The organism is Pseudomonas sp. WS 5146 (assembly GCF_012985495.1).
In the GTDB taxonomy this organism is placed as follows: domain Bacteria; phylum Pseudomonadota; class Gammaproteobacteria; order Pseudomonadales; family Pseudomonadaceae; genus Aquipseudomonas; species Aquipseudomonas edaphica.
In genome coordinates this window covers 231,146-248,544 of the sequence record NZ_JAAQWL010000007.1, presented here as the reverse complement: position 1 = coordinate 248,544, position 17,399 = coordinate 231,146, and the positions used below count along the sequence as shown (strand labels likewise).

Annotated in this window: 15 protein-coding genes; 1 reads left to right on the top strand and 14 read right to left on the bottom strand. The window is 60.2% G+C overall.

Annotated features, from left to right (window positions below; all coding sequences use genetic code 11):
* From HBO41_RS19390 to HBO41_RS19370, 5 genes are all read right to left on the bottom strand, one after another.
* A complete protein-coding gene (locus HBO41_RS19390; RefSeq protein ID WP_099547570.1) occupies positions 1-1,179 on the bottom strand; it encodes a thiolase domain-containing protein in 1,179 nt (392 codons plus the stop codon).
* Positions 1,176-3,173 (bottom strand): acetoacetate--CoA ligase, encoded by a 1,998-nt coding sequence (locus HBO41_RS19385; protein ID WP_099547571.1) that lies wholly within the window; start codon positions 3,171-3,173, stop codon positions 1,176-1,178. The genes HBO41_RS19390 and HBO41_RS19385 overlap by 4 nt, the downstream gene beginning before the upstream one ends.
* A gap of 119 nt (positions 3,174-3,292) precedes the next feature.
* Positions 3,293-4,021 carry a TetR/AcrR family transcriptional regulator C-terminal domain-containing protein gene (locus HBO41_RS19380; protein ID WP_099547572.1) on the bottom strand — a complete coding sequence of 243 codons (729 nt, stop codon included), beginning with the start codon at positions 4,019-4,021 and terminating at the stop codon, positions 3,293-3,295.
* Between the two features lie 74 nt (positions 4,022-4,095).
* Positions 4,096-5,391, bottom strand: a complete 1,296-nt coding sequence (locus HBO41_RS19375) for an aspartate aminotransferase family protein (RefSeq protein WP_169987411.1) — start codon at positions 5,389-5,391, stop codon at positions 4,096-4,098.
* On the bottom strand, positions 5,375-6,772 hold the full coding sequence (locus HBO41_RS19370) for an amino acid permease (protein WP_169987409.1): 1,398 nt from the start codon (positions 6,770-6,772) through the stop codon (positions 5,375-5,377). Before HBO41_RS19370 ends, HBO41_RS19375 begins: the two co-directional genes overlap by 17 nt.
* 573 nt (positions 6,773-7,345) lie before the next feature.
* On the opposite strand from HBO41_RS19370, the gene HBO41_RS19365 reads away from it, so the two are divergent.
* Positions 7,346-7,582 carry a DUF6124 family protein gene (locus HBO41_RS19365; RefSeq protein WP_169987407.1) on the top strand — a complete coding sequence of 79 codons (237 nt, stop codon included), beginning with the start codon at positions 7,346-7,348 and terminating at the stop codon, positions 7,580-7,582.
* Positions 7,583-7,871: 289 nt separating this feature from the next.
* Here HBO41_RS19365 and HBO41_RS19360 read toward each other — a convergent pair whose 3' ends face one another.
* The 9 genes from HBO41_RS19360 to HBO41_RS19320 all read right to left on the bottom strand — a co-directional run bounded on the left by HBO41_RS19360 (position 7,872) and on the right by HBO41_RS19320 (position 17,261).
* Positions 7,872-8,642 carry a helix-turn-helix transcriptional regulator gene (locus HBO41_RS19360; RefSeq protein ID WP_169987405.1) on the bottom strand — a complete coding sequence of 257 codons (771 nt, stop codon included), beginning with the start codon at positions 8,640-8,642 and terminating at the stop codon, positions 7,872-7,874.
* 214 nt (positions 8,643-8,856) lie between these two features.
* On the bottom strand, positions 8,857-9,384 hold the full coding sequence (gene ppa / locus HBO41_RS19355; RefSeq protein WP_003176323.1) for an inorganic diphosphatase: 528 nt from the start codon (positions 9,382-9,384) through the stop codon (positions 8,857-8,859).
* Between the two features lie 93 nt (positions 9,385-9,477).
* Complete coding sequence (locus HBO41_RS19350) at positions 9,478-10,308, bottom strand: zinc-dependent peptidase (protein ID WP_099547576.1); 831 nt, start codon at positions 10,306-10,308, stop codon at positions 9,478-9,480.
* Between the two features lie 6 nt (positions 10,309-10,314).
* On the bottom strand, positions 10,315-10,968 hold the full coding sequence (locus HBO41_RS19345; protein ID WP_099547577.1) for a DedA family protein: 654 nt from the start codon (positions 10,966-10,968) through the stop codon (positions 10,315-10,317).
* A 313-nt stretch (positions 10,969-11,281) separates the two neighbouring features.
* Complete coding sequence (locus tag HBO41_RS19340; protein ID WP_099547578.1) at positions 11,282-11,740, bottom strand: N-acetyltransferase; 459 nt, start codon at positions 11,738-11,740, stop codon at positions 11,282-11,284.
* Positions 11,741-11,833: 93 nt separating this feature from the next.
* A complete protein-coding gene (eutC, locus tag HBO41_RS19335; protein WP_017136028.1) occupies positions 11,834-12,667 on the bottom strand; it encodes an ethanolamine ammonia-lyase subunit EutC in 834 nt (277 codons plus the stop codon).
* Positions 12,664-14,058 (bottom strand): ethanolamine ammonia-lyase subunit EutB, encoded by a 1,395-nt coding sequence (locus tag HBO41_RS19330; protein ID WP_017136029.1) that lies wholly within the window; start codon positions 14,056-14,058, stop codon positions 12,664-12,666. The genes eutC and HBO41_RS19330 overlap by 4 nt, the downstream gene beginning before the upstream one ends.
* A gap of 64 nt (positions 14,059-14,122) precedes the next feature.
* Complete coding sequence (gene eat / locus HBO41_RS19325) at positions 14,123-15,556, bottom strand: ethanolamine permease (RefSeq protein WP_017136030.1); 1,434 nt, start codon at positions 15,554-15,556, stop codon at positions 14,123-14,125.
* Between the two features lie 184 nt (positions 15,557-15,740).
* Positions 15,741-17,261 (bottom strand): aldehyde dehydrogenase family protein, encoded by a 1,521-nt coding sequence (locus tag HBO41_RS19320; protein ID WP_058420203.1) that lies wholly within the window; start codon positions 17,259-17,261, stop codon positions 15,741-15,743.
* Between the last annotated feature and the right edge of the window lie 138 nt (positions 17,262-17,399).

Sequence of the window (17,399 nt, the reverse complement as noted above, 5' to 3'; positions counted from 1 at the left end):
TCAAAGGCGCTCCAGTATGAGTGTGGCGCTGCCGTGGCGTGAACCCAGCAGGCCGCCGGTGCCGTGGGCCAGAGCCAGTGCGCAATGAGGCCGTTGAACGGCCGGGTGTGCTTCGCCGCGCAACTGGCGCACAGCCTCGATCAGCCTGGCCATGCCGCCGCGATGGCCGGGGTGGTTATTGCACAGGCCGCCGCCGTCAGTGTTTACCGCCAAGGGGCCGACACCGCTGATCAACTTGCCGTCGCTGACAAAGGCGCCGCCCTGGCCAGGGGCGCAAAAACCGAGGTTTTCCAGCTGGATCAATACGGTGATGGTGAAGCTGTCGTACAGCGAGGCGTAGTCAATATCGCCAGGTGTGAGGCGCGCCTCGCCGAATGCATCGGCGCCGGATTGCGCGCCACCTGAGGTCAGCAGGTCGAAGTAACCGCCGTTCAGATGGTTAATCGCATAGCCCGAACCGATAGGCGTAATCAGCGGCCGTTTGAGCGAGCGGGCAATGGCCGGATGTGCCAGCACCAGGGCGCCGCCGCCGTCGCTGATCACGCAGCAGTCCAAGCGCCGCAAAGGGGCGGCGACCCAGGGTGAACTCAGAACGTCTTCCACCGTCACCACATTGCGCAACATGGCCTGCGGGTTGTGCTGGGCATGGTGCGACGCCGCGACTTTTATCCAGGCCAATTGCTCGGCCGTGGTGCCGTGTTCGTACTGATGGCGCATGGCGCACATCGCGTAGCGGTTGACCACGGCAGCGCCATAGGGCGTTTCAAACGGTGCTTCACAGGCGCTGTACGCTGGGTCTAATGCGCTGCTTTGCGGACGTTGGCGCTCGGCACGCGGGCGCCCGGCCTGGGTGATCAAGGCGACACGGCAGCGCCCATCGGCGATGGCGCGTGTAGCCTGGGCGACTTGATGCATGTAGGACGAGCCCCAACTTTCCGTCGTATCCAGGTGCCGTGGCTGGATACCCAGGTACTCGACCATGGAGAACGGCCCTACGCCTGGCGCTCCCCAGCCCGGTACATCGCTGGCGCAGAAATAGCCGTCGACATCACTGAGGCTCAGCCCCGCATCCTCCAGTGCGCCGCGTGCCACATCGGCATGCAACTGCGCCAGGGAGCGGTCCGTGGCGTGGCGGGTAGGGTGTTCATAGGCACCCACGATATAAGCTTTACCCCTCATGGCTGACGGCTCCGGGCGGCGTATTCGATAAAGAACTCAAGCGCCTGCGGGTCACGCATGGCGCTGGGGTTGGCGACTTTCTGCGGGTCGTGTCCCATCAGGATCCGGCGTACCGGCACTTCCATTTTTTTCCCGGTGAGGGTGGTGGGAATCAGCGGTACAGCCAGGATGCAGTCCGGCACATGCCGAGGTGTGCACGCCAGGCGCAGGCAGTCGTTCACGCGTTGCTGCAAAGGCTCATCCAACACCGCGTCGGCACGCAGCTGTACAAACAGCGGCATAAAGAAACCGCCCTCGGGCAAATCAAGGTTAACGATCAGTGCATCCTCGATTTCTGCGATGTGCTCCAGCGCCCGGTAAATCTCTGCCGTGCCGATCCGCACGCCAAAGCGGTTCAGCGTCGCATCGGAACGCCCCAGCACCTGGCAGCCGCCGCGAGCATTGAGCAAAAAGAAATCCCCATGGCGCCACACGCCCGGCCACGGCTGAAAGTAGCTGTCGCGATAGCGCTCGCCCGTGGGGTCATTCCAGAAATACACCGGCATCGACGGCATGGGCGACCTCACCACCAGCTCGCCGACTTGATCGATCACCGGTTGGCCGTGCGCATCAAACGCATGGGCATCCACCCCCAGGGCGCGCGCCTGGATCTCGCCGGCATACACCGGCAAGGTCGGTACGCCACTGACCAAACCGGTGCAGATATCCGTACCGCCGCTGCCCGTGTTGACCCACACTGCCGTGTTCAGGTTGCGGTAAAACCATGCATTACATTGCGGTGAAACCGGCGACCCCACCGGCATTACCGTGCGCAGTGCGTGCAGGTCAAAACGCTCGCCGGGCACCACGCCCTCGCGTTGCATCAGTTCAATGTAGGTGGGGCTGGTGCCGAAAAAACTCGCGCGGCTGTCTTGCAGGATTTGCCACAGCGCATCGGTGCCTGGCCAGGTGGGATGGCCGTCGTAAAGCACCGGGCGTACACCGCAGAGCAAGGCACTGAACAAGGTGTTCCACATCATCCAGCCGGTGGTGGTGAAAATGAAGGCGGTGTCACCCGCACGAAAATCCAGGTGCAGATGCAGTGCTTTGAGCTGTTCCAGCAGAACCCCGCCATGGCTGTGAACGATGGCTTTGGGCACCCCCGTGGTGCCGGACGAGAACAGTACCCATAACGGATGATCGAAGGGGACTTGCTCGCACTGGAAATCGGCGGCGGGCACGCTGGGGCGCAGGCGCAAGCTGTGCCAGTCGATGGCGTTAGGCAGCGTCAATGGCTCATCAGCAAACAGCGCCGGCAGCACAATCACCTGTTGGATACTGCCCAACTCGCCGACGATCTGCCGGACCTGGGCGCGCCGGTCAAACACCTTGCCGCCATACCGGTAACCGTCCACCGCCAACAGCACTTTCGGCGCTAATTGCCGCACCCGATCCAGCACACCCTCGCTGCCGAAATCCGGCGAGCAACTGGCCCAGATCGCACCGATGGCTGCGCAGGCACATAGCGCAATCATCGCCTCGGGAATGTTTGGCAGGTAAGCCACCACGCGATCACCGGGCACTACGCCGAGCTCTCGCAGATAGCTGGCGAGCGTGCGTACCTGGTCGCAGAACTCGACCCATGGCAAGCCCTGCAACGCAGCGGATTCGCTCAGGTAGAGCAGCGCATCGCCTTGCCGTTCGTTGCGCAAAATGTGTTCGGCAAAATTCAGCTGCGCGCCGGGAAACCACTCAGTACCCGGCATCCTACGATCACCCAGCACCGCGTGGTAGGGGCTACTGGTCTGCACCTTGAAGTGGTCCCAGATCGATTGCCAGAAAGCGTCCAGATCATCGACCGACCACTGCCATAGCCCGTGGTAGTCGACAAAACTCAGCCCGCGCTCGCGTTTGAGCCAAGCCAGGTAATGCGTGAGGCGGGTAGTTTGGATATGTTCAGGGGAGGGCTGCCAAAGCCGTTGGCCCTGGACCACTTCGTTGAATGCAGTCGCCACGATTAAAGACCTCTGACGTTTTTGTTTTTAGGGTCATGGGGTATTCATGCGTGACGGACTGTAGCGATAAATTGTACGACGTACAATTGATGGGCTTTCTGATTATGTTGTGCGATTTTTCAGCGACGCGATGCCAGGGTTTCCAGGCCGCAGAGGAAGGTGTCGACATAAAACGCAAAGCTCTCATGCAGCGGCGCGTGCACACCATTTTGCCAGCGCAGGCTGAAACCTCGGTTGCTGAGCTGGTCCATGTTCTGCGCAAGGGTCGGGTGCTGCTCGGCGTCAACGGCCTGCAGGCTTTCCTGTACTTGCTGCTGCCACGCCTCGGTGTTCTCCGGCAGCGGGGCGAACTCCAAGGTGGTGAAACCGGCAAGGGCGGCGATAAACGTGTTGTAGGCGCCAGCCAATGAAGGCCCGCTGAAACCCGCTTGCTGCAACGCTGCCAATACGCCTTCCACCAACTTGAAGTCGGTGCGGGTGTTGGAGACCAGTTGCGCACCGAGTAACGGCGCCACATTCGGGTGCTGGTGAACAGCGTTATGGCAATTAACCAGAGTGGCGCGAAGGTAGTCCTGCCAGCGCTCCTGAGGCTGCGGTGCCACCTGTTCGAGGACTTTGGCCAACACTTCGCTCAACAGCAATTCACGTGACGAGACGTACCAGTAAATGGCCGTGGGGTACACGCCCAGGCTATTTGCCAAGTTGCGCAGGCTGCATTTTTCCAGGCCTTCGCGGTCGATCAACGCCAATGCGGCGGCGATAATCGTGTCTTTATTCAGTTGGTTTTGCGGGTCTTCGCCAACGGTTTTTTTACGCCTGCCTCGTGGGTTTGCGGTTTTGCTGGTCATGGACGTTGTTCCGGTTGAGCGACGGCGAAAGGATAGCCGGTCGTCGATTCGCTGTCGCTCTTCCAGGCGCGGCGTCAGTCTCTGGTCAACATGCCTCCATAGCGTTCTACAAATGCCTGTGTAGCGTTAACCAGCCGATTCATTTCGTGCTCGGTCAGCGGCAGGCTCAACGCAAACAGCCCGCGCCGTGCACTGTAGATCCCACATTCAAGCAGGTGAAAAAAGAACAGGTCCCGTAGGCGGTTTCGGTCCGTTGGGATATCCGTGGGCCGAAGAATCGGCAAGCCTGTGGGATGCAGGTTCATCACTGAACCCTGCCCGGTAAACTGCATCGGCATGCAGGCGAGCACCTCGTTCAGTTGCTCGCGCAACCGGTCGCCCCTTGCATTCAACGCAAGGGCTTGCTCACGGGTATACACCTGCTCCAATCCAGCGATACCCGCCGCCATGGTCAGTACGTTGTTGTTAAAGGTACCTGCGTGAGAGAGGCTGCCATGGCGCGGATCGAACTGCGCCATGATGTCTCGTCGGCCACCCAACATGCCACAGGGCATCCCACCGCCGAGGTATTTGCCCAGGGTCATCAGGTCAGGCGTTATGCCGAGTTTTTCCTGTAAACCGCCTGGGCCAAGGCGTGAAGTCATCACCTCATCGAACACCAGCAGTACCCCATGCGCACGGCTCAACGCGCGCAAACCCTCGAGAAAGCCCGGCGCGGCGCAGATACAGCCACCAGCGCCCAACATCGGCTCCACGAGGATCGCCGCACACGCGCCTGGGTGCTCAAACAGCAAACGCTCGACACTGCGTAGATCGTTGTAATCCGCCAGGTACACGCGGTGGGGCACATTCATCGGCGTGCCTGGCCCGGCAAAACTCAGCACGCCGCCGTGATAACCGCCGTTAAACGCGATGACGCCATCGCGCCCGGTGTAGGCCCGTGCCGCCGCCAGCGCGAGCAGATTCGCCTCGGTACCGGAATTGGTAAAGCGCACCTGTTCGATACAACCAAAGCGCTCCACGATCAACGCTGCCAACCGCGCTTCCAGTTGCGTAGGGGCGCTGAGGTTCAGCCCGTTTGCCATCGCCGTCGTCAGTGCCTGGGTGATCACCGGGTGGGAGTGCCCATACAGCGCTGCGGTGTATTCGGCGAGAAAGTCGACATAACGATGCCCGTCCAGGTCATCCAGAAAACAGCCCGTCCCGCCCGACATCACCAACGGAAACGGCTCATAAAACAGCACTGAGCGCGTATTGCCACCCGGCATTACCCGCGCGGCCACGTCCAGTTGCCGGGCGCTGTTGGGGTTGGCATGGGTATAGCGTGTGATGCAGCGCTGCAACGCGGACCTATCAGGCGCTGTGAACATCGCTCGCCTCCTTGGATGCGTTGCGCTTTGGATACACCAGCAGCAACAGCGCAAACCAGGCCGCCGCCACATAAAACGCCGTGCGCGTCTCCGGGTCGCGAATCACCAGCACCGTCAACCCAGCCAAAAACAACAGTACCAACACGCTGCTGCCCCGAGCCCACGGCAAGCGATACGCCATCAGCGGCAACTCACCCCGCTGCACCTTGCACCGATACGCCATATGCGTGGTGATGATCACCGCCCACACCCAAATCAACAGGCCCAAAATGCCGGTGATCAATAGGTTGAAAATACGTTCCGGCATCAAATAGTTCAGCAATACCCCCACCAGCAAAATCGCGGTCGACACCATCAAGCAACGCGCCGGCACCTGGCGCGGGCTTAACACCTGCAATTGACGGGGTGCCTGCTGAATATGCGACAGCGCAAACAACATCCGGCTGGTGGCAAACAACCCGGTATTGCACGACGACGCCAGCGCACTGATCACCACAAAGTTGATCAGCCCGGCCGCAATCCCCAGGCCAATGCTGTCGAACACCCTCACAAACGGGCTTTGTGAGGTATCGATCTGGTTCCAGGGATAAAGGGCCATGATCACCGCGATCGACCCGATATAAAAAATTGCCATCCGCCAGATGATGCTATTGATCGCTCGCGGCAATGTGCGCTCCGGGTTGGCCGTTTCCGCCGCCACCAAGCCAATCACCTCGACCCCGGCAAAGGTAAACGCCGCCAACGGTATCGCGTACCAAAAGCCACTCCAGCCATTCGGGAAAAACCCGCCGTGCCGCCACAGGTTGGTGATCGAAGGGGTAGTTTGCGACGATGTATCCAGCCCGAAAATCAGAATCGCCAAGCCTGCGGCAATCAACCCGACAATCGTCACCACCTTGATCAACGCCAGCCAGAACTCCACCTCGCCAAACGTCTTCACCGCAAACAAATTGATCACCATCAACATCACCGTGGTGACCAACGCCGGAATCCACTGCGCCAACTCCGGGAACCAATATTTCATCAACAAGCCGATCCCCGTAACCTCCAGCACCCCCACCAGAATCCAGATCAACCAATACGACCACCCCGTGATAAACGCCACCCGCGGCCCCAAAAACTCCTCCGCATACGTCGCAAACGACCCGCTACCGGGCCGATACAACGACAACTCACCCAGCGCCCGCGCAATCAAATAAACCATCCCCCCACACAACGCATACGCCAGCAACAACGCCGGCCCCGCCGTGGCAATTGCCTTGCCCGACCCCAGAAACAAACCGGCCCCAATAATGCCGCCGATAGCAATCAACATCACATGCCGCTCCTTGAGCGACCGCGCCAAGCCATGGTTGGAAGAGTGAAGCGGTGGTGTAGACATCAGCATTCCCCAAGCTGTATTGCACAGCAGTAGTGAGGTGGCCCGGCTCAGACCGGATTTTATTGTACGGTGTGCAATAAGCAGGTTTTGGGCCAAATATTAAACGCGGCGGCAAGCGGTTTTTAAACGGGCTGTTTAGATATGTTTGTAGGAAGCTTCGTTGGGGCGATGTTGACTGGGGGGAGGGTGAAAGCGTGTCACCTGGGGAAACAGATGGGTGGGGGGGATACGGTCGAGAATTAGGGGTGATTTCCAAGGGCCAGCAGGGCGAATCCCTTTCATTTGCGGGACGTTTCCTAGAGAATCCCAGCCGCTTGCGTCAGCAAAATCTCGCGACTAGGCTGCGTTCCGTCACTGCTTTTTCAGTGATCGGGTTTAGTCGCCCGGATTCGATTGGCGCATAAGCAATTCATGAGTCAGGCCCCCTTCGCCTGCATCTTATGGTGGCTGTGCGCAGGGCACCTCCGGGTGCGCCGGGTTCCCAATCGACCGGTCGACTAACCTGCGTACAGCTGCCGCCTTTCGTTTAGTCGCGGATCTTGGCAGCTCCAAATTATCGATTGGAGTTTTGCTATGGATAACGTTGTATCGGATTCGCCGTCATCGGCTGCGACTAAGCCATTTACTGTTAATGAAGAACTGAGCTTTGAAGATGCCTGGGTGCGCGTGGCCGAGCTGCTGCAGTGTGCGGTGGCTACATCGCAGGCGCTTGGTGAACCGCTGGGTGCGCCGCATCGGGCGGTAATGCATTTGGTGGAGATGGCGAAGATGGTGGCGGATCGGGCTGTGGAGTGTTTGCAGCCTGGATAACGCACCAGAGAGGCGGGTGAGGCAATAAGCGGCCCCAGTAGTCCAACAATTGTTGGACTACTGGATTGTGAATTCTTACAGACATTAAAAAGCCGGCTTGTGGCCGGCTTCTCGGGGACTGCCTCAGCTTGTTTTTGACAAACCTCACCAGCCTTCAAATCGCTCAGCCCACATCGAGTCGGGCTGAATAGTAGGGGCATCAGCGGGAACTCCTCCGCATCGCCGAGCAGGGTGGATAGCGCAAAGCCACCCCCTGCCAAATGTGGGCGGCATGATACCCATATTCACCTCATATGCCTACCTCCGGGTCCGATTTAGAGCCTTCCCAGCCCAGCAGGTGTTCGTCCAGCGGCACCGGCCTGCGGTTGTTGAGGGTGGACCACCAGAACACCCAGCCGACGATCCCGAAGTTCTGTTCAAAGCGTTGTTCGTGGGTGAGGTATTCGTCCGGGTGTTCGCCGGCGTTGTGGCTGCGCATGCGCAGGCCGCCGCCGGGGCGGTTGTAGAGGTATTTGATGCGGAGCATGCCGTCGTGTTCGACGGCGTATATTTCGCCGTCGGTGATTTGGCTGCGGCCTCGGTCGATGGCGAGGGTGGCGCCTTGCTGGATGATGTCGATCATGCTGTTGTCGACCATGTAGGCGCCTACCGCGCGGTCGGGGTTTACGTTGAGGGTTTCGAGGGTGTGCAGGGAGACGCGGATGCGCTCGGTCGAAGTGAACGTGGGGTGGAGGGGAATCTCCACGTCGATTTTTTCCGGGAGACGGACGGGGCCCGTGAGGTACTTGCCGCTTTCTTCGCGGGTGGCGATGCCTTTTCTTGGGTCCGGACCTTCCAGCAGGAAGTTGGCCGGAGGGTGTTTGAGGCCTTCGCCGGTGCGCAGCCAACGGCTTGAGACGCAGAGCAGTTCTGCGATCTCGTTGAGTCGGCCCATGGGCACGCCGCGCTTGAACCAGTTGTTCACGTGTTGAGGCGTGACACCACGGTTCTTGGCGAAGTCGGAGGCGGAAAGATGAACTTCCCGCAGTAACGCTTTTAGTCGATCACCTGATGTATTCATAAACGCAGAGTTTACTGGCCGGAAAAATACATCAAATAAACTATGCGTTGAGTTTCGCGTGTAGGGATTTGCTTAGTTGTAGTCTGATATTTCAGTTATCTAATCTTATTAAACGTATCGAATTAAACATTGAACTTGGCGTTTAATTTTTCCCACAAAAAAAGCCCCGAATCATCGGGGCTTTTTTGATTGCCGGGGCAATGAGGAGCGGGTATCAGCCTTTGTAGGCAGCGACCGACTTCATGATCTCGGCGCGGGCGGCGTCTGCGTTGCCCCAACCGTCGATCTTCACCCATTTGCCTTTTTCGAGGTCTTTGTAGTTCTCGAAGAAGTGCTTGATCTGTTCCAGCAGCAGTGGCGGCAGGTCGGTGTATTCCTTCACGTCCACGTACAGCTGGGACAGCTTGTCGTGTGGCACCGCGATAACTTTGGCATCGCCGCCGCCGTCGTCGGTCATGTTCAGGATGCCGACTGGGCGCGCGCGAATCACCGAGCCTGGGGTAACCGGGTAAGGGGTTACTACCAGCACGTCGAGGGGGTCACCGTCGTCAGCCAGGGTGTTAGGGATAAAACCGTAGTTGGCCGGGTAGAACATCGGGGTGGCCATGAAACGGTCAACGAACAGGCAGTCGCTGTCTTTGTCGATTTCGTATTTGATCGGCGCGTGGTTGGCCGGAATTTCGATGGCGACGTAGATGTCGTTCGGCAGGTCTTTGCCAGCCGGAATCTTGCTGTAGCTCATTGGGCGGTGCCCCCGTAGTTGGCCATGAAACATGGCCGGATTGGCCTAAAAGTGGCGGCGATTATAGGCATATTCTGACGCCGATGCCATGCGTCAGACGTCGTGTGGCGCCAGCGGTTCAGTCTGGTAGCGGGCATCGCCGGTTTGCAGTTGGTGCAGGCGGGCCAGCGGGTCCTGGCGATAGAAGCGGCTCAGTTGCGCGTACACCTGGGGGTAAGTGCCGACCAGTAAATCCGGGGCACTGAAGAAATACTCACTGGTGACGGCAAAGAACTCCGCCGGGTTTTCGGCGGCGTAGGGGTCGATGTCGGTCTCGGCGTCCGGGTTGGCATCCAGTTGGCGGTTGAGGTCGTCAAAGGCGCTTTGCATCACGCTGGCCCATTCCTGCACGCGCATGTCGTGGTGCAGCGGCGGCAGGCCGTTGGCGTCGCCGTTGAGCATGTCCAGCTTGTGCGCCAGCTCGTGGATCACCAGGTTGTAGCCTTCCCACTGGCCGCTGGCCAGTACGCCGGGCCAGGCGAGGATCACCGGGCCTTGCTGCCAGGCTTCGCCGCTGTGCTCACCGTCCCACTCGTGCTCGACGCCGCTGGCATCGCGATGGCGCTGGGGGCTGAGGAAGTCGTCGGGGTACAGCACGATTTCGTGAAAGCCCTGATACCAGTCGAGGTCGCCCAGGTTCATCAACGGCAATTGTGCCTGGGCGGCGAGCAGCAGGCGCTGTTCCTGATGCAGCTCGACGCCGGGCAGGGCGGTGAGGTGCTTTTCATTCAGGAACACCACGCAGGCTTCGCGCAGCCACTGGTCCTGCTCGGCGCTGATGCCGTCGAGGAAGGTCAGGTGGTGGCGCACCCGCTGCCAGGTGTCATCGGCAATCGGGTGCTTGGCCAGCAGGCGCCGGCGACGCCAGGCGCTGAGGGACCACATCGCGGGTTACTGCGGCTTGGCTTCGGAACTGCGGCCGAAACGGCTGCGGACCACGCCGATGATCATTGGCACCAGCGACAGCAGGATGATGAACACTACCAGCAGCGAGAGGTTCTTTTTGATAAACGGCACGTTGCCGAAGAAGTAACCCAGGGTGACCAGGCCGCCAACCCACAGGACGGTGCCGAACACGCTGAACCCAAAGAAGCGCGGGTAAGGCATTTTGGCGATACCGGCCACGAATGGCGCAAAGGTGCGCAGGATCGGCAGGAAGCGCGCCAGGGTCACGGTTTTACCGCCGTGCTTGTCGTAGAAGTCGTGGGTTTTTTGCAGGTAGTCGCGGCGGAAGATTTTCGAATTCGGGTTGCTGAACAAGCGTTCCCCGGCCGTTCGTCCGATCACGTAGTTGGTACTGTCGCCGAGGATGGCTGCCAGCATTAGCAGGCCGCCCAGCAGGACCGGGTCCATGCCGCCGCCTGCGGCGACGGCGCCGGCGATAAACAGCAAGGAGTCACCGGGCAGGAAGGGCATGACCACCAAACCGGTTTCGCAAAAGATAACCAGGAACAGAATGGCGTAGATCCACACTCCGTAGTTTCTTACCAGCATGTCGAGGTACACGTCGAGATGCAGAATAAGGTCGAGCGGGTTGAAATCCATGGATGGCACCTGTGTGAATGGCCCGACTCAGCGGGCCTGTGCGGAAGCTACGGGTAAGTTAGGCTACAAGGTTATGTCGCGATTCTTACAACGCTGAGAGGTCCGCATTATACGGATTAAGAGGTGAAAAGCGTGTTGGTTTTGTAGCGGGGAGTGTCGCTGGTAGCAAGGCCCCACACCGACCTAAATGTTGCTCAGATGTAAATGTGGGAGCTGGCTTGCCTGCGATAGCGGTGGGCCAGCAAATGATGCATCCGCTGATACTTCGCTATCGCAGGCAAGCCAGCTCCCACAGTGGAGCGCTGGTGTTTTCTCAGTCCTCACTGATCGGCAGCACGTAGTTCTTGAACTCCGTATCTTCCCGAAAGCCGATCGACTCATAGGTCTTCTGCGCCACTTCATTGTCACTGCTGGTCGACACCCGCAGCCGCACGGCCTGGGTCTCCTTGGCCATCTTCTTCGCGGTGCGTATCAGGTTGTCGGCCACCAGCTGCCGGCGGGCATCTTCGGCCACGTAGATGTCGTTGAGGATCCACACGCGTTTAAGCGACAGCGACGAAAAGCTCGGGTACAGCTGGCAGAATCCCAGCAACCTTTTGTCGTCATCATCCGCCAGGGCGAGGTAGATCACCGACTCTTTGCGGCGCAGGCGCTTTTCCAGAAAGGCCCGCGACGAATCCGGGAAGGGCAGCGCGCCATAAAACTCACGGTACTTGACGAACAACGGGGTCAGCAGGTCCAGGTGTTCCAGGGTCGCTTGAGTAATCCGCATGCCAGGCCTCAACTTCCAAATGGGTGTATGACCACACAAGCGGCCGTGACTCGATGCTGCCTAATGACGCAAAAAAGCGCAATCGTGCAGCTATCAGTCATTGGGTGGGCTGAGCAGGAAATTGCCTTTCATCAGGTCAGGATCATCCGATTCAATGGTCTGAACCTGCGCCTCGTCCTTGAGGTTGACCCCCGACAGCTGCCGACGACACGCCTCTTTCATCAAATAAAGCAGGCGATGGGCGGCCATGCCGTAACTCAGGCCCTCCAGTCGTACGTTGGAGATGCAGTTGCGGTAGGCATCGGTGAGTCCGACCTTGGGGTTGTAGGTGAAATACAGCCCCAGGCTGTCCGGCGAGCTGAGGCCCGGCCGTTCGCCGATCAGAATCACCACCATCTTGGCCCCGAGCAATTGGCCGACTTCATCGGCCACTGCCACGCGGCCCTGTTCCACCAGAATCACTGGCGATAAAGACCAGCCTTCAGCCTGGGTCTGTTCCTCCATGCGTGTAAGAAACGGCAGCGTATGTTTATGCACCGCCAGCGCCGACAGGCCATCGGCCACCACCACGGCCAAATCCACGCCGCCTGGGTTGGCGGCGGCATAGTCGCGCAGGCTCTGGGCTGACTCATCACTCAGGCGTCGGCCCAAATCCGGGCGTTGCAGGTACATGTGCCGGTCCACCGCAGCGCTGTGCAGCAACAGGCTGTCACGCCCGCGCTCGGCCATTTGGCTGCTCAGGCCCGCATGGTCGAAGGGCAGGTGTACCGCATCGCGTGCCTGGGCGTGGGCGAATTGAAAATCCAGCTGCGCGTTGGTGGGGATGCTGGTGCCGGTGCGGCCCAGGGCAATGCGCGCAGGCGTGAGGCGGCGCAGTTCCAGCCATGGGTTGTCAGGCAGGTCGAGTTGCACAGGCGGCTCCTTCATCCTAATTGCTTCAAGGCGTGGCGAAACGCCGGTGGCAGGCTGTTGCCAAAGTGCACCTTGCCGTCGGCTTGGGTGAAGATGCCCATTTTCGCCAGCCACTGCTCAAACTCCGGCGCCGGCTTTAACCCCAATGTTTGCCGGGCGTACAGGGCGTCGTGGAACGAGGTGGTCTGGTAGTTGAGCATGATGTCGTCGGAGCCGGGGATGCCCATGATGAAGTTGATCCCGGCCACGCCCAGCAGGGTCAGCAGCGTGTCCATATCATCCTGGTCGGCCTCGGCGTGGTTGGTGTAGCAGATATCACAGCCCATCGGCACGCCAAGCAGCTTGCCGCAGAAGTGGTCTTCGAGGCCGGCGCGGATGATCTGTTTGCCGTTGTACAGGTACTCCGGGCCGATAAAGCCTACAACCGTGTTGACCAAAAACGGCTTGAAATGCCGCGCCACGGCGTAGGCGCGGGTTTCACAGGTTTGCTGGTCGACGCCAAAGTGCGCGTTGGCCGACAAGGCGCTGCCCTGGCCGGTTTCGAAATACATCAGGTTCTGGCCCAAGGTGCCGCGATTCAGGCTCAAACCCGCTTCGTAGCCTTCTTGCAGCACGCTCAGGCTGATGCCGAAACTGGCGTTGGCCGCCTCGGTGCCGGCAATTGACTGAAACACCAGGTCCAGCGGCACGCCACGGTTGATGGCCTCGATGGAGGTGGTCACGTGGGTCAGCACGCAGGCTTGGGTGGGGATTTCGTAGCGCTGGATGATCGCGTCAAGCATCTCCAGCATGGCGCAGATCGAGGCGATGCTGTCGGTGGCCGGGTTGATGCCGATCATGGCGTCGCCGTTGCCGTAGAGCAGGCCGTCGAGAATGCTGGCGGCGATGCCCGCCGGTTCATCCGTCGGGTGGTTGGGTTGCAGGCGGGTCGACAACCGCCCGCGCAGGCCCATGGTGCCGCGAAACTGGGTGACCACGCGAATCTTCTGCGCCACCAGCACCAGGTCCTGCACACGCATGATTTTGGAGACGGCGGCGGCCATCTCCGGGGTCAGCCCGGGCGCCAAGGCACGCAGGGAATGTTCGTCGGCCGCATCGCTGAGCAACCAGTCGCGCAGGCCACCGACGGTCAGGTGGCTGACGGCGCTGAACGCCTGTTTATCGTGGGTGTCGATGATCAGCCGGGTGACTTCGTCGCTTTCGTAGGGGATCAGCACTTCTTCGAGGAAGTGTTTCAACGGGATATTCGCCAGCGCCATTTGCGCCGCGACGCGCTCGCCGTCGTTCTGCGCCGCCACGCCCGCGAGGAAGTCGCCGGAACGCGCCGGGCTGGCTTTGGCCATCACGTCTTTGAGGCTGTCGAAGCGGTAGGTCTGTGTACCTACCGCGTGGGTAAAGCTTGCCATACAGTGTCTCCTTGGCGACGCGGGCTGCCCGTGAGTAAGGCGCCCGCATCGAGGTTTACGGCAGTTAGTGCAAGGCGGCCTCTGCGGCCTGGATCGCCGCGAATTCCTCTTCGGGCGTGCCTGCTACCAAGTGATGCCGGCTGTAGAAAGCAAAGTAAGCAATTAATACTCCATAGATGATCGCAGCGCCAATCACCACCCGTGGGTCCACCAGAAAGCCCGCTACCACGGCCACGCAGGCCAGTATCAGGGCGATGCCGGAAGTGAAAATGCCACCCGGCGTGCGGTACGGGCGGTCCATTTTGGGGCGGCGGATGCGCAAGGTGATGTGCGCGGCCATCATCAGTACGTAGGAAATGGTCGCGCCGAACACCGCCACCAGAATCAGCAAATCACCCTGGCCGGTCAGCGACAGGCCGAAACCGATGATGCCGGGGATCACCAATGCCAGCACCGGCGCTTTACTTTTGTTGGTCTGCGACAGCTTGCGCGGCAGGTAGCCGGCGCGAGACAAGGCAAAGATCTGCCGCGAATAGGCGTAGATAATCGAGAAAAAGCTCGCGATCAGCCCGGCCAGGCCAACCAGATTGACGAAGCTGCCCATCCAGGTCGAGCCGCCGTACGACAACGCCAGTGCTTCAACCAGCGGGTTACCCGATTTGATCAGCGCGTAGGTGCCGGCGCCGCCGGGCGCAATCACCAGAATCAACAGGGCAAAACTGGTCAGCACCACAATGGCGCCGATCAATCCGCGGGGCAGGTCGCGCTTGGGGTTCTTGGTTTCTTCGGCGGCCAGGGGCACGCCTTCGACGGCGAGGAAAAACCAGATCGCGTAGGGAATCGCCGCCCACACGCCAACATAGCCAAACGGCAGGAAGGTGCTGGCGCCCTTGGCCTCGGTCACCGGCATGTCGAGCAAGTTGGCGACGTTGAAGTGCGGCACCATCGACACCAGGAACACCCCCAAGGCAATCGCAGCGACGGCGGTGATCACAAACATCAGCTTCAAGGCTTCACCCACGCCAAAGATGTGGATGCCGATAAAGATGATGTAGAACGCCAGGTAAATCATCCAGCCGCCGATGCCGAACAACGACTCGCAATAGGCGCCGATAAACACCGCGATGGCGGCAGGAGCAATCGCGTACTCGATAAGGATGGCGGTGCCCGTGAGGAACCCGCCCCAAGGGCCAAACGCGCTGCGGGCAAAGCCGTAGCCACCGCCAGCGGTAGGAATCATGGAAGACAGTTCGGCCAGGGAGAAACACATGCACAGGTACATGGTGGCCATGAGCAAGGTGGCGAGGAACATGCCGCCCCAGCCGCCCTGGGCCAGGCCGAAGTTCCAACCGGCGTAGTCGCCGGAGATCACATAGGCAACGCCAAGGCCGACCAGCAGCACCCAGCCGGCGGCGCCTTTTTTCAGTTCGCGTTGTTGGAAATAGTCGGTGCCGACTTTTTCGAAGTCGACGGAAGAGCCAGTGGGTTCGCTAGGCATGGGGAAGTACCGTCCGTTGTTATTATTGTGTGTAGCAAGCGAGATCGTTCCCACGCTCTGCGTGGGAATGCATCCCGTGACGCTCTGCGTCACCTTGCACCCGGCTTGAGCCTTGTGCAGACATCGGGACGCGGAGCGTCCCAGGCGGCATTCCCACGCAGAGCGTGGGAACGATCGGGGAGGGTTAGAAAAAGCCCAACGGATTAATGTCGTAGCTCACCAGCAGGTTCTTGGTCTGCTGGTAGTGATCCAACATCATCTTGTGGGTCTCACGGCCCACACCGGACTTCTTGTAGCCACCAAACGCGGCATGCGCCGGGTACAGGTGGTAGCAGTTGGTCCACACGCGGCCCGCCTTGATCGCGCGGCCCATGCGGTAGGCGCGGTTGATGTCGCGGGTCCACACGCCGGCGCCGAGGCCGAACTCGGTGTCGTTGGCAATCGCCAGGGCTTCGGCTTCGTCCTTGAAGGTGGTGATGCTCACCACCGGGCCGAAGATTTCTTCCTGGAACACGCGCATCTCATTGGTGCCCTTGAGCAGCGTCGGCTGGATGTAATAACCACCGGCCATGTCGCCGGTCAGTTGCTCGACCTTGCCGCCGGTGAGCAGTTGCGCGCCTTCGCCCTTGGCGATTTCCAGGTAGGACAGGATCTTGTCGAACTGCTGCTCGGACGCCTGGGCGCCGACCATGGTGTCGGTGTCCAGCGGGTCGCCGCGTTTGATCTGCTCGACCTTCTTCATCACCACTTTCATGAAGTCGTCGTAGATCGACTCTTCAACCAGCGCACGGGATGGGCAGGTGCACACTTCGCCTTGGTTAAAGAACGCCAGCACCAGGCCTTCGGCGGCTTTTTCGATAAACGAAGGTTCGGCTTTCATGATGTCGGCAAAGAAGATGTTCGGCGACTTGCCGCCCAGCTCAACGGTGGACGGAATAATGTTTTCGGCCGCCGCGTGCATGATGTGCGAGCCCACCGGCGTGGAGCCGGTGAAGGCGATCTTGGCGATGCGCTTGCTGGTGGCCAGGGCTTCGCCCGCTTCTTTACCGAAGCCGTGCACCACGTTCAGCACGCCAGGCGGCAGCAGGTCGCCGATCAACTCCATCAGCACGTTGATGCCCAGTGGGGTCTGCTCGGCAGGTTTGAGCACCACGCAGTTACCGGCGGCCAGGGCCGGTGCGAGTTTCCACGCGGCCATCAGCAGCGGGAAGTTCCACGGGATGATCTGGCCGACCACACCCAGCGGCTCGTGGAAGTGGTAGGACGCGGTAAGTTCGTTGATCTCGGCGCTGGTGCCTTCCTGGGCGCGGATGCAACCGGCGAAGTAGCGGAAGTGGTCGGCGGCCAACGGGATGTCGGCGTTGAGGGTTTCACGCACGGCCTTGCCGTTGTCCCAGGTCTCGGTGATGGCCAGCAGTTCGAGGTTCTGTTCGATGCGGTCGGCGATTTTCAGCAGCACCAGCGAGCGGTCCTGGGCCGAGGTCTTGCCCCAGGCGTCAGCGGCGGCGTGGGCGGCATCCAGTGCCTTGTCGATGTCTTTGGCAGTGGAGCGCGGGAATTCGGCGATGGGCTTGCCGTTGACCGGCGAGGTGTTAGTGAAATAGTTGCCGTCCACCGGCGCAACGAACTCGCCGCCGATGAAGTTGCCGTACTTGGCCTTGAAGGAAACGATCGAGCCTTCGGTGCCGGGATGTGCGTAACGCATGGTGGGTATCTCCTGCTTTTATGTTTATTGGAGTACAGCGGTGTTGCGCGTGATAAAGCGTAGAGCAAAGGTTGGGCCATCGCTTTACACACCTGTTAAATCAAGGGTTTGAGCTTTGTTGCGAGGTGTTGCGGTGAC

What these genes read in the sequence shown, in the direction of transcription:
- HBO41_RS19365 (WP_169987407.1), top strand. Translation starts at nt 7,346, where the DNA reads ATGGATAACGTTGTATCGGATTCGCCGTCATCGGCTGCGACTAAGCCA.
- HBO41_RS19345 (WP_099547577.1), bottom strand. Translation starts at nt 10,968, where the DNA reads ATGGATTTCAACCCGCTCGACCTTATTCTGCATCTCGACGTGTACCTC.
- HBO41_RS19320 (WP_058420203.1), bottom strand. Translation starts at nt 17,261, where the DNA reads ATGCGTTACGCACATCCCGGCACCGAAGGCTCGATCGTTTCCTTCAAG.
- HBO41_RS19370 (WP_169987409.1), bottom strand. Translation starts at nt 6,772, where the DNA reads ATGTCTACACCACCGCTTCACTCTTCCAACCATGGCTTGGCGCGGTCG.
- HBO41_RS19390 (WP_099547570.1), bottom strand. Translation starts at nt 1,179, where the DNA reads ATGAGGGGTAAAGCTTATATCGTGGGTGCCTATGAACACCCTACCCGC.
- eutC (WP_017136028.1), bottom strand. Translation starts at nt 12,667, where the DNA reads ATGAAGGAGCCGCCTGTGCAACTCGACCTGCCTGACAACCCATGGCTG.
- eat (WP_017136030.1), bottom strand. Translation starts at nt 15,556, where the DNA reads ATGCCTAGCGAACCCACTGGCTCTTCCGTCGACTTCGAAAAAGTCGGC.
- HBO41_RS19360 (WP_169987405.1), bottom strand. Translation starts at nt 8,642, where the DNA reads ATGAATACATCAGGTGATCGACTAAAAGCGTTACTGCGGGAAGTTCAT.
- HBO41_RS19340 (WP_099547578.1), bottom strand. Translation starts at nt 11,740, where the DNA reads ATGCGGATTACTCAAGCGACCCTGGAACACCTGGACCTGCTGACCCCG.
- ppa (WP_003176323.1), bottom strand. Translation starts at nt 9,384, where the DNA reads ATGAGCTACAGCAAGATTCCGGCTGGCAAAGACCTGCCGAACGACATC.
- HBO41_RS19330 (WP_017136029.1), bottom strand. Translation starts at nt 14,058, where the DNA reads ATGGCAAGCTTTACCCACGCGGTAGGTACACAGACCTACCGCTTCGAC.
- HBO41_RS19375 (WP_169987411.1), bottom strand. Translation starts at nt 5,391, where the DNA reads ATGTTCACAGCGCCTGATAGGTCCGCGTTGCAGCGCTGCATCACACGC.
- HBO41_RS19380 (WP_099547572.1), bottom strand. Translation starts at nt 4,021, where the DNA reads ATGACCAGCAAAACCGCAAACCCACGAGGCAGGCGTAAAAAAACCGTT.
- HBO41_RS19350 (WP_099547576.1), bottom strand. Translation starts at nt 10,308, where the DNA reads ATGTGGTCCCTCAGCGCCTGGCGTCGCCGGCGCCTGCTGGCCAAGCAC.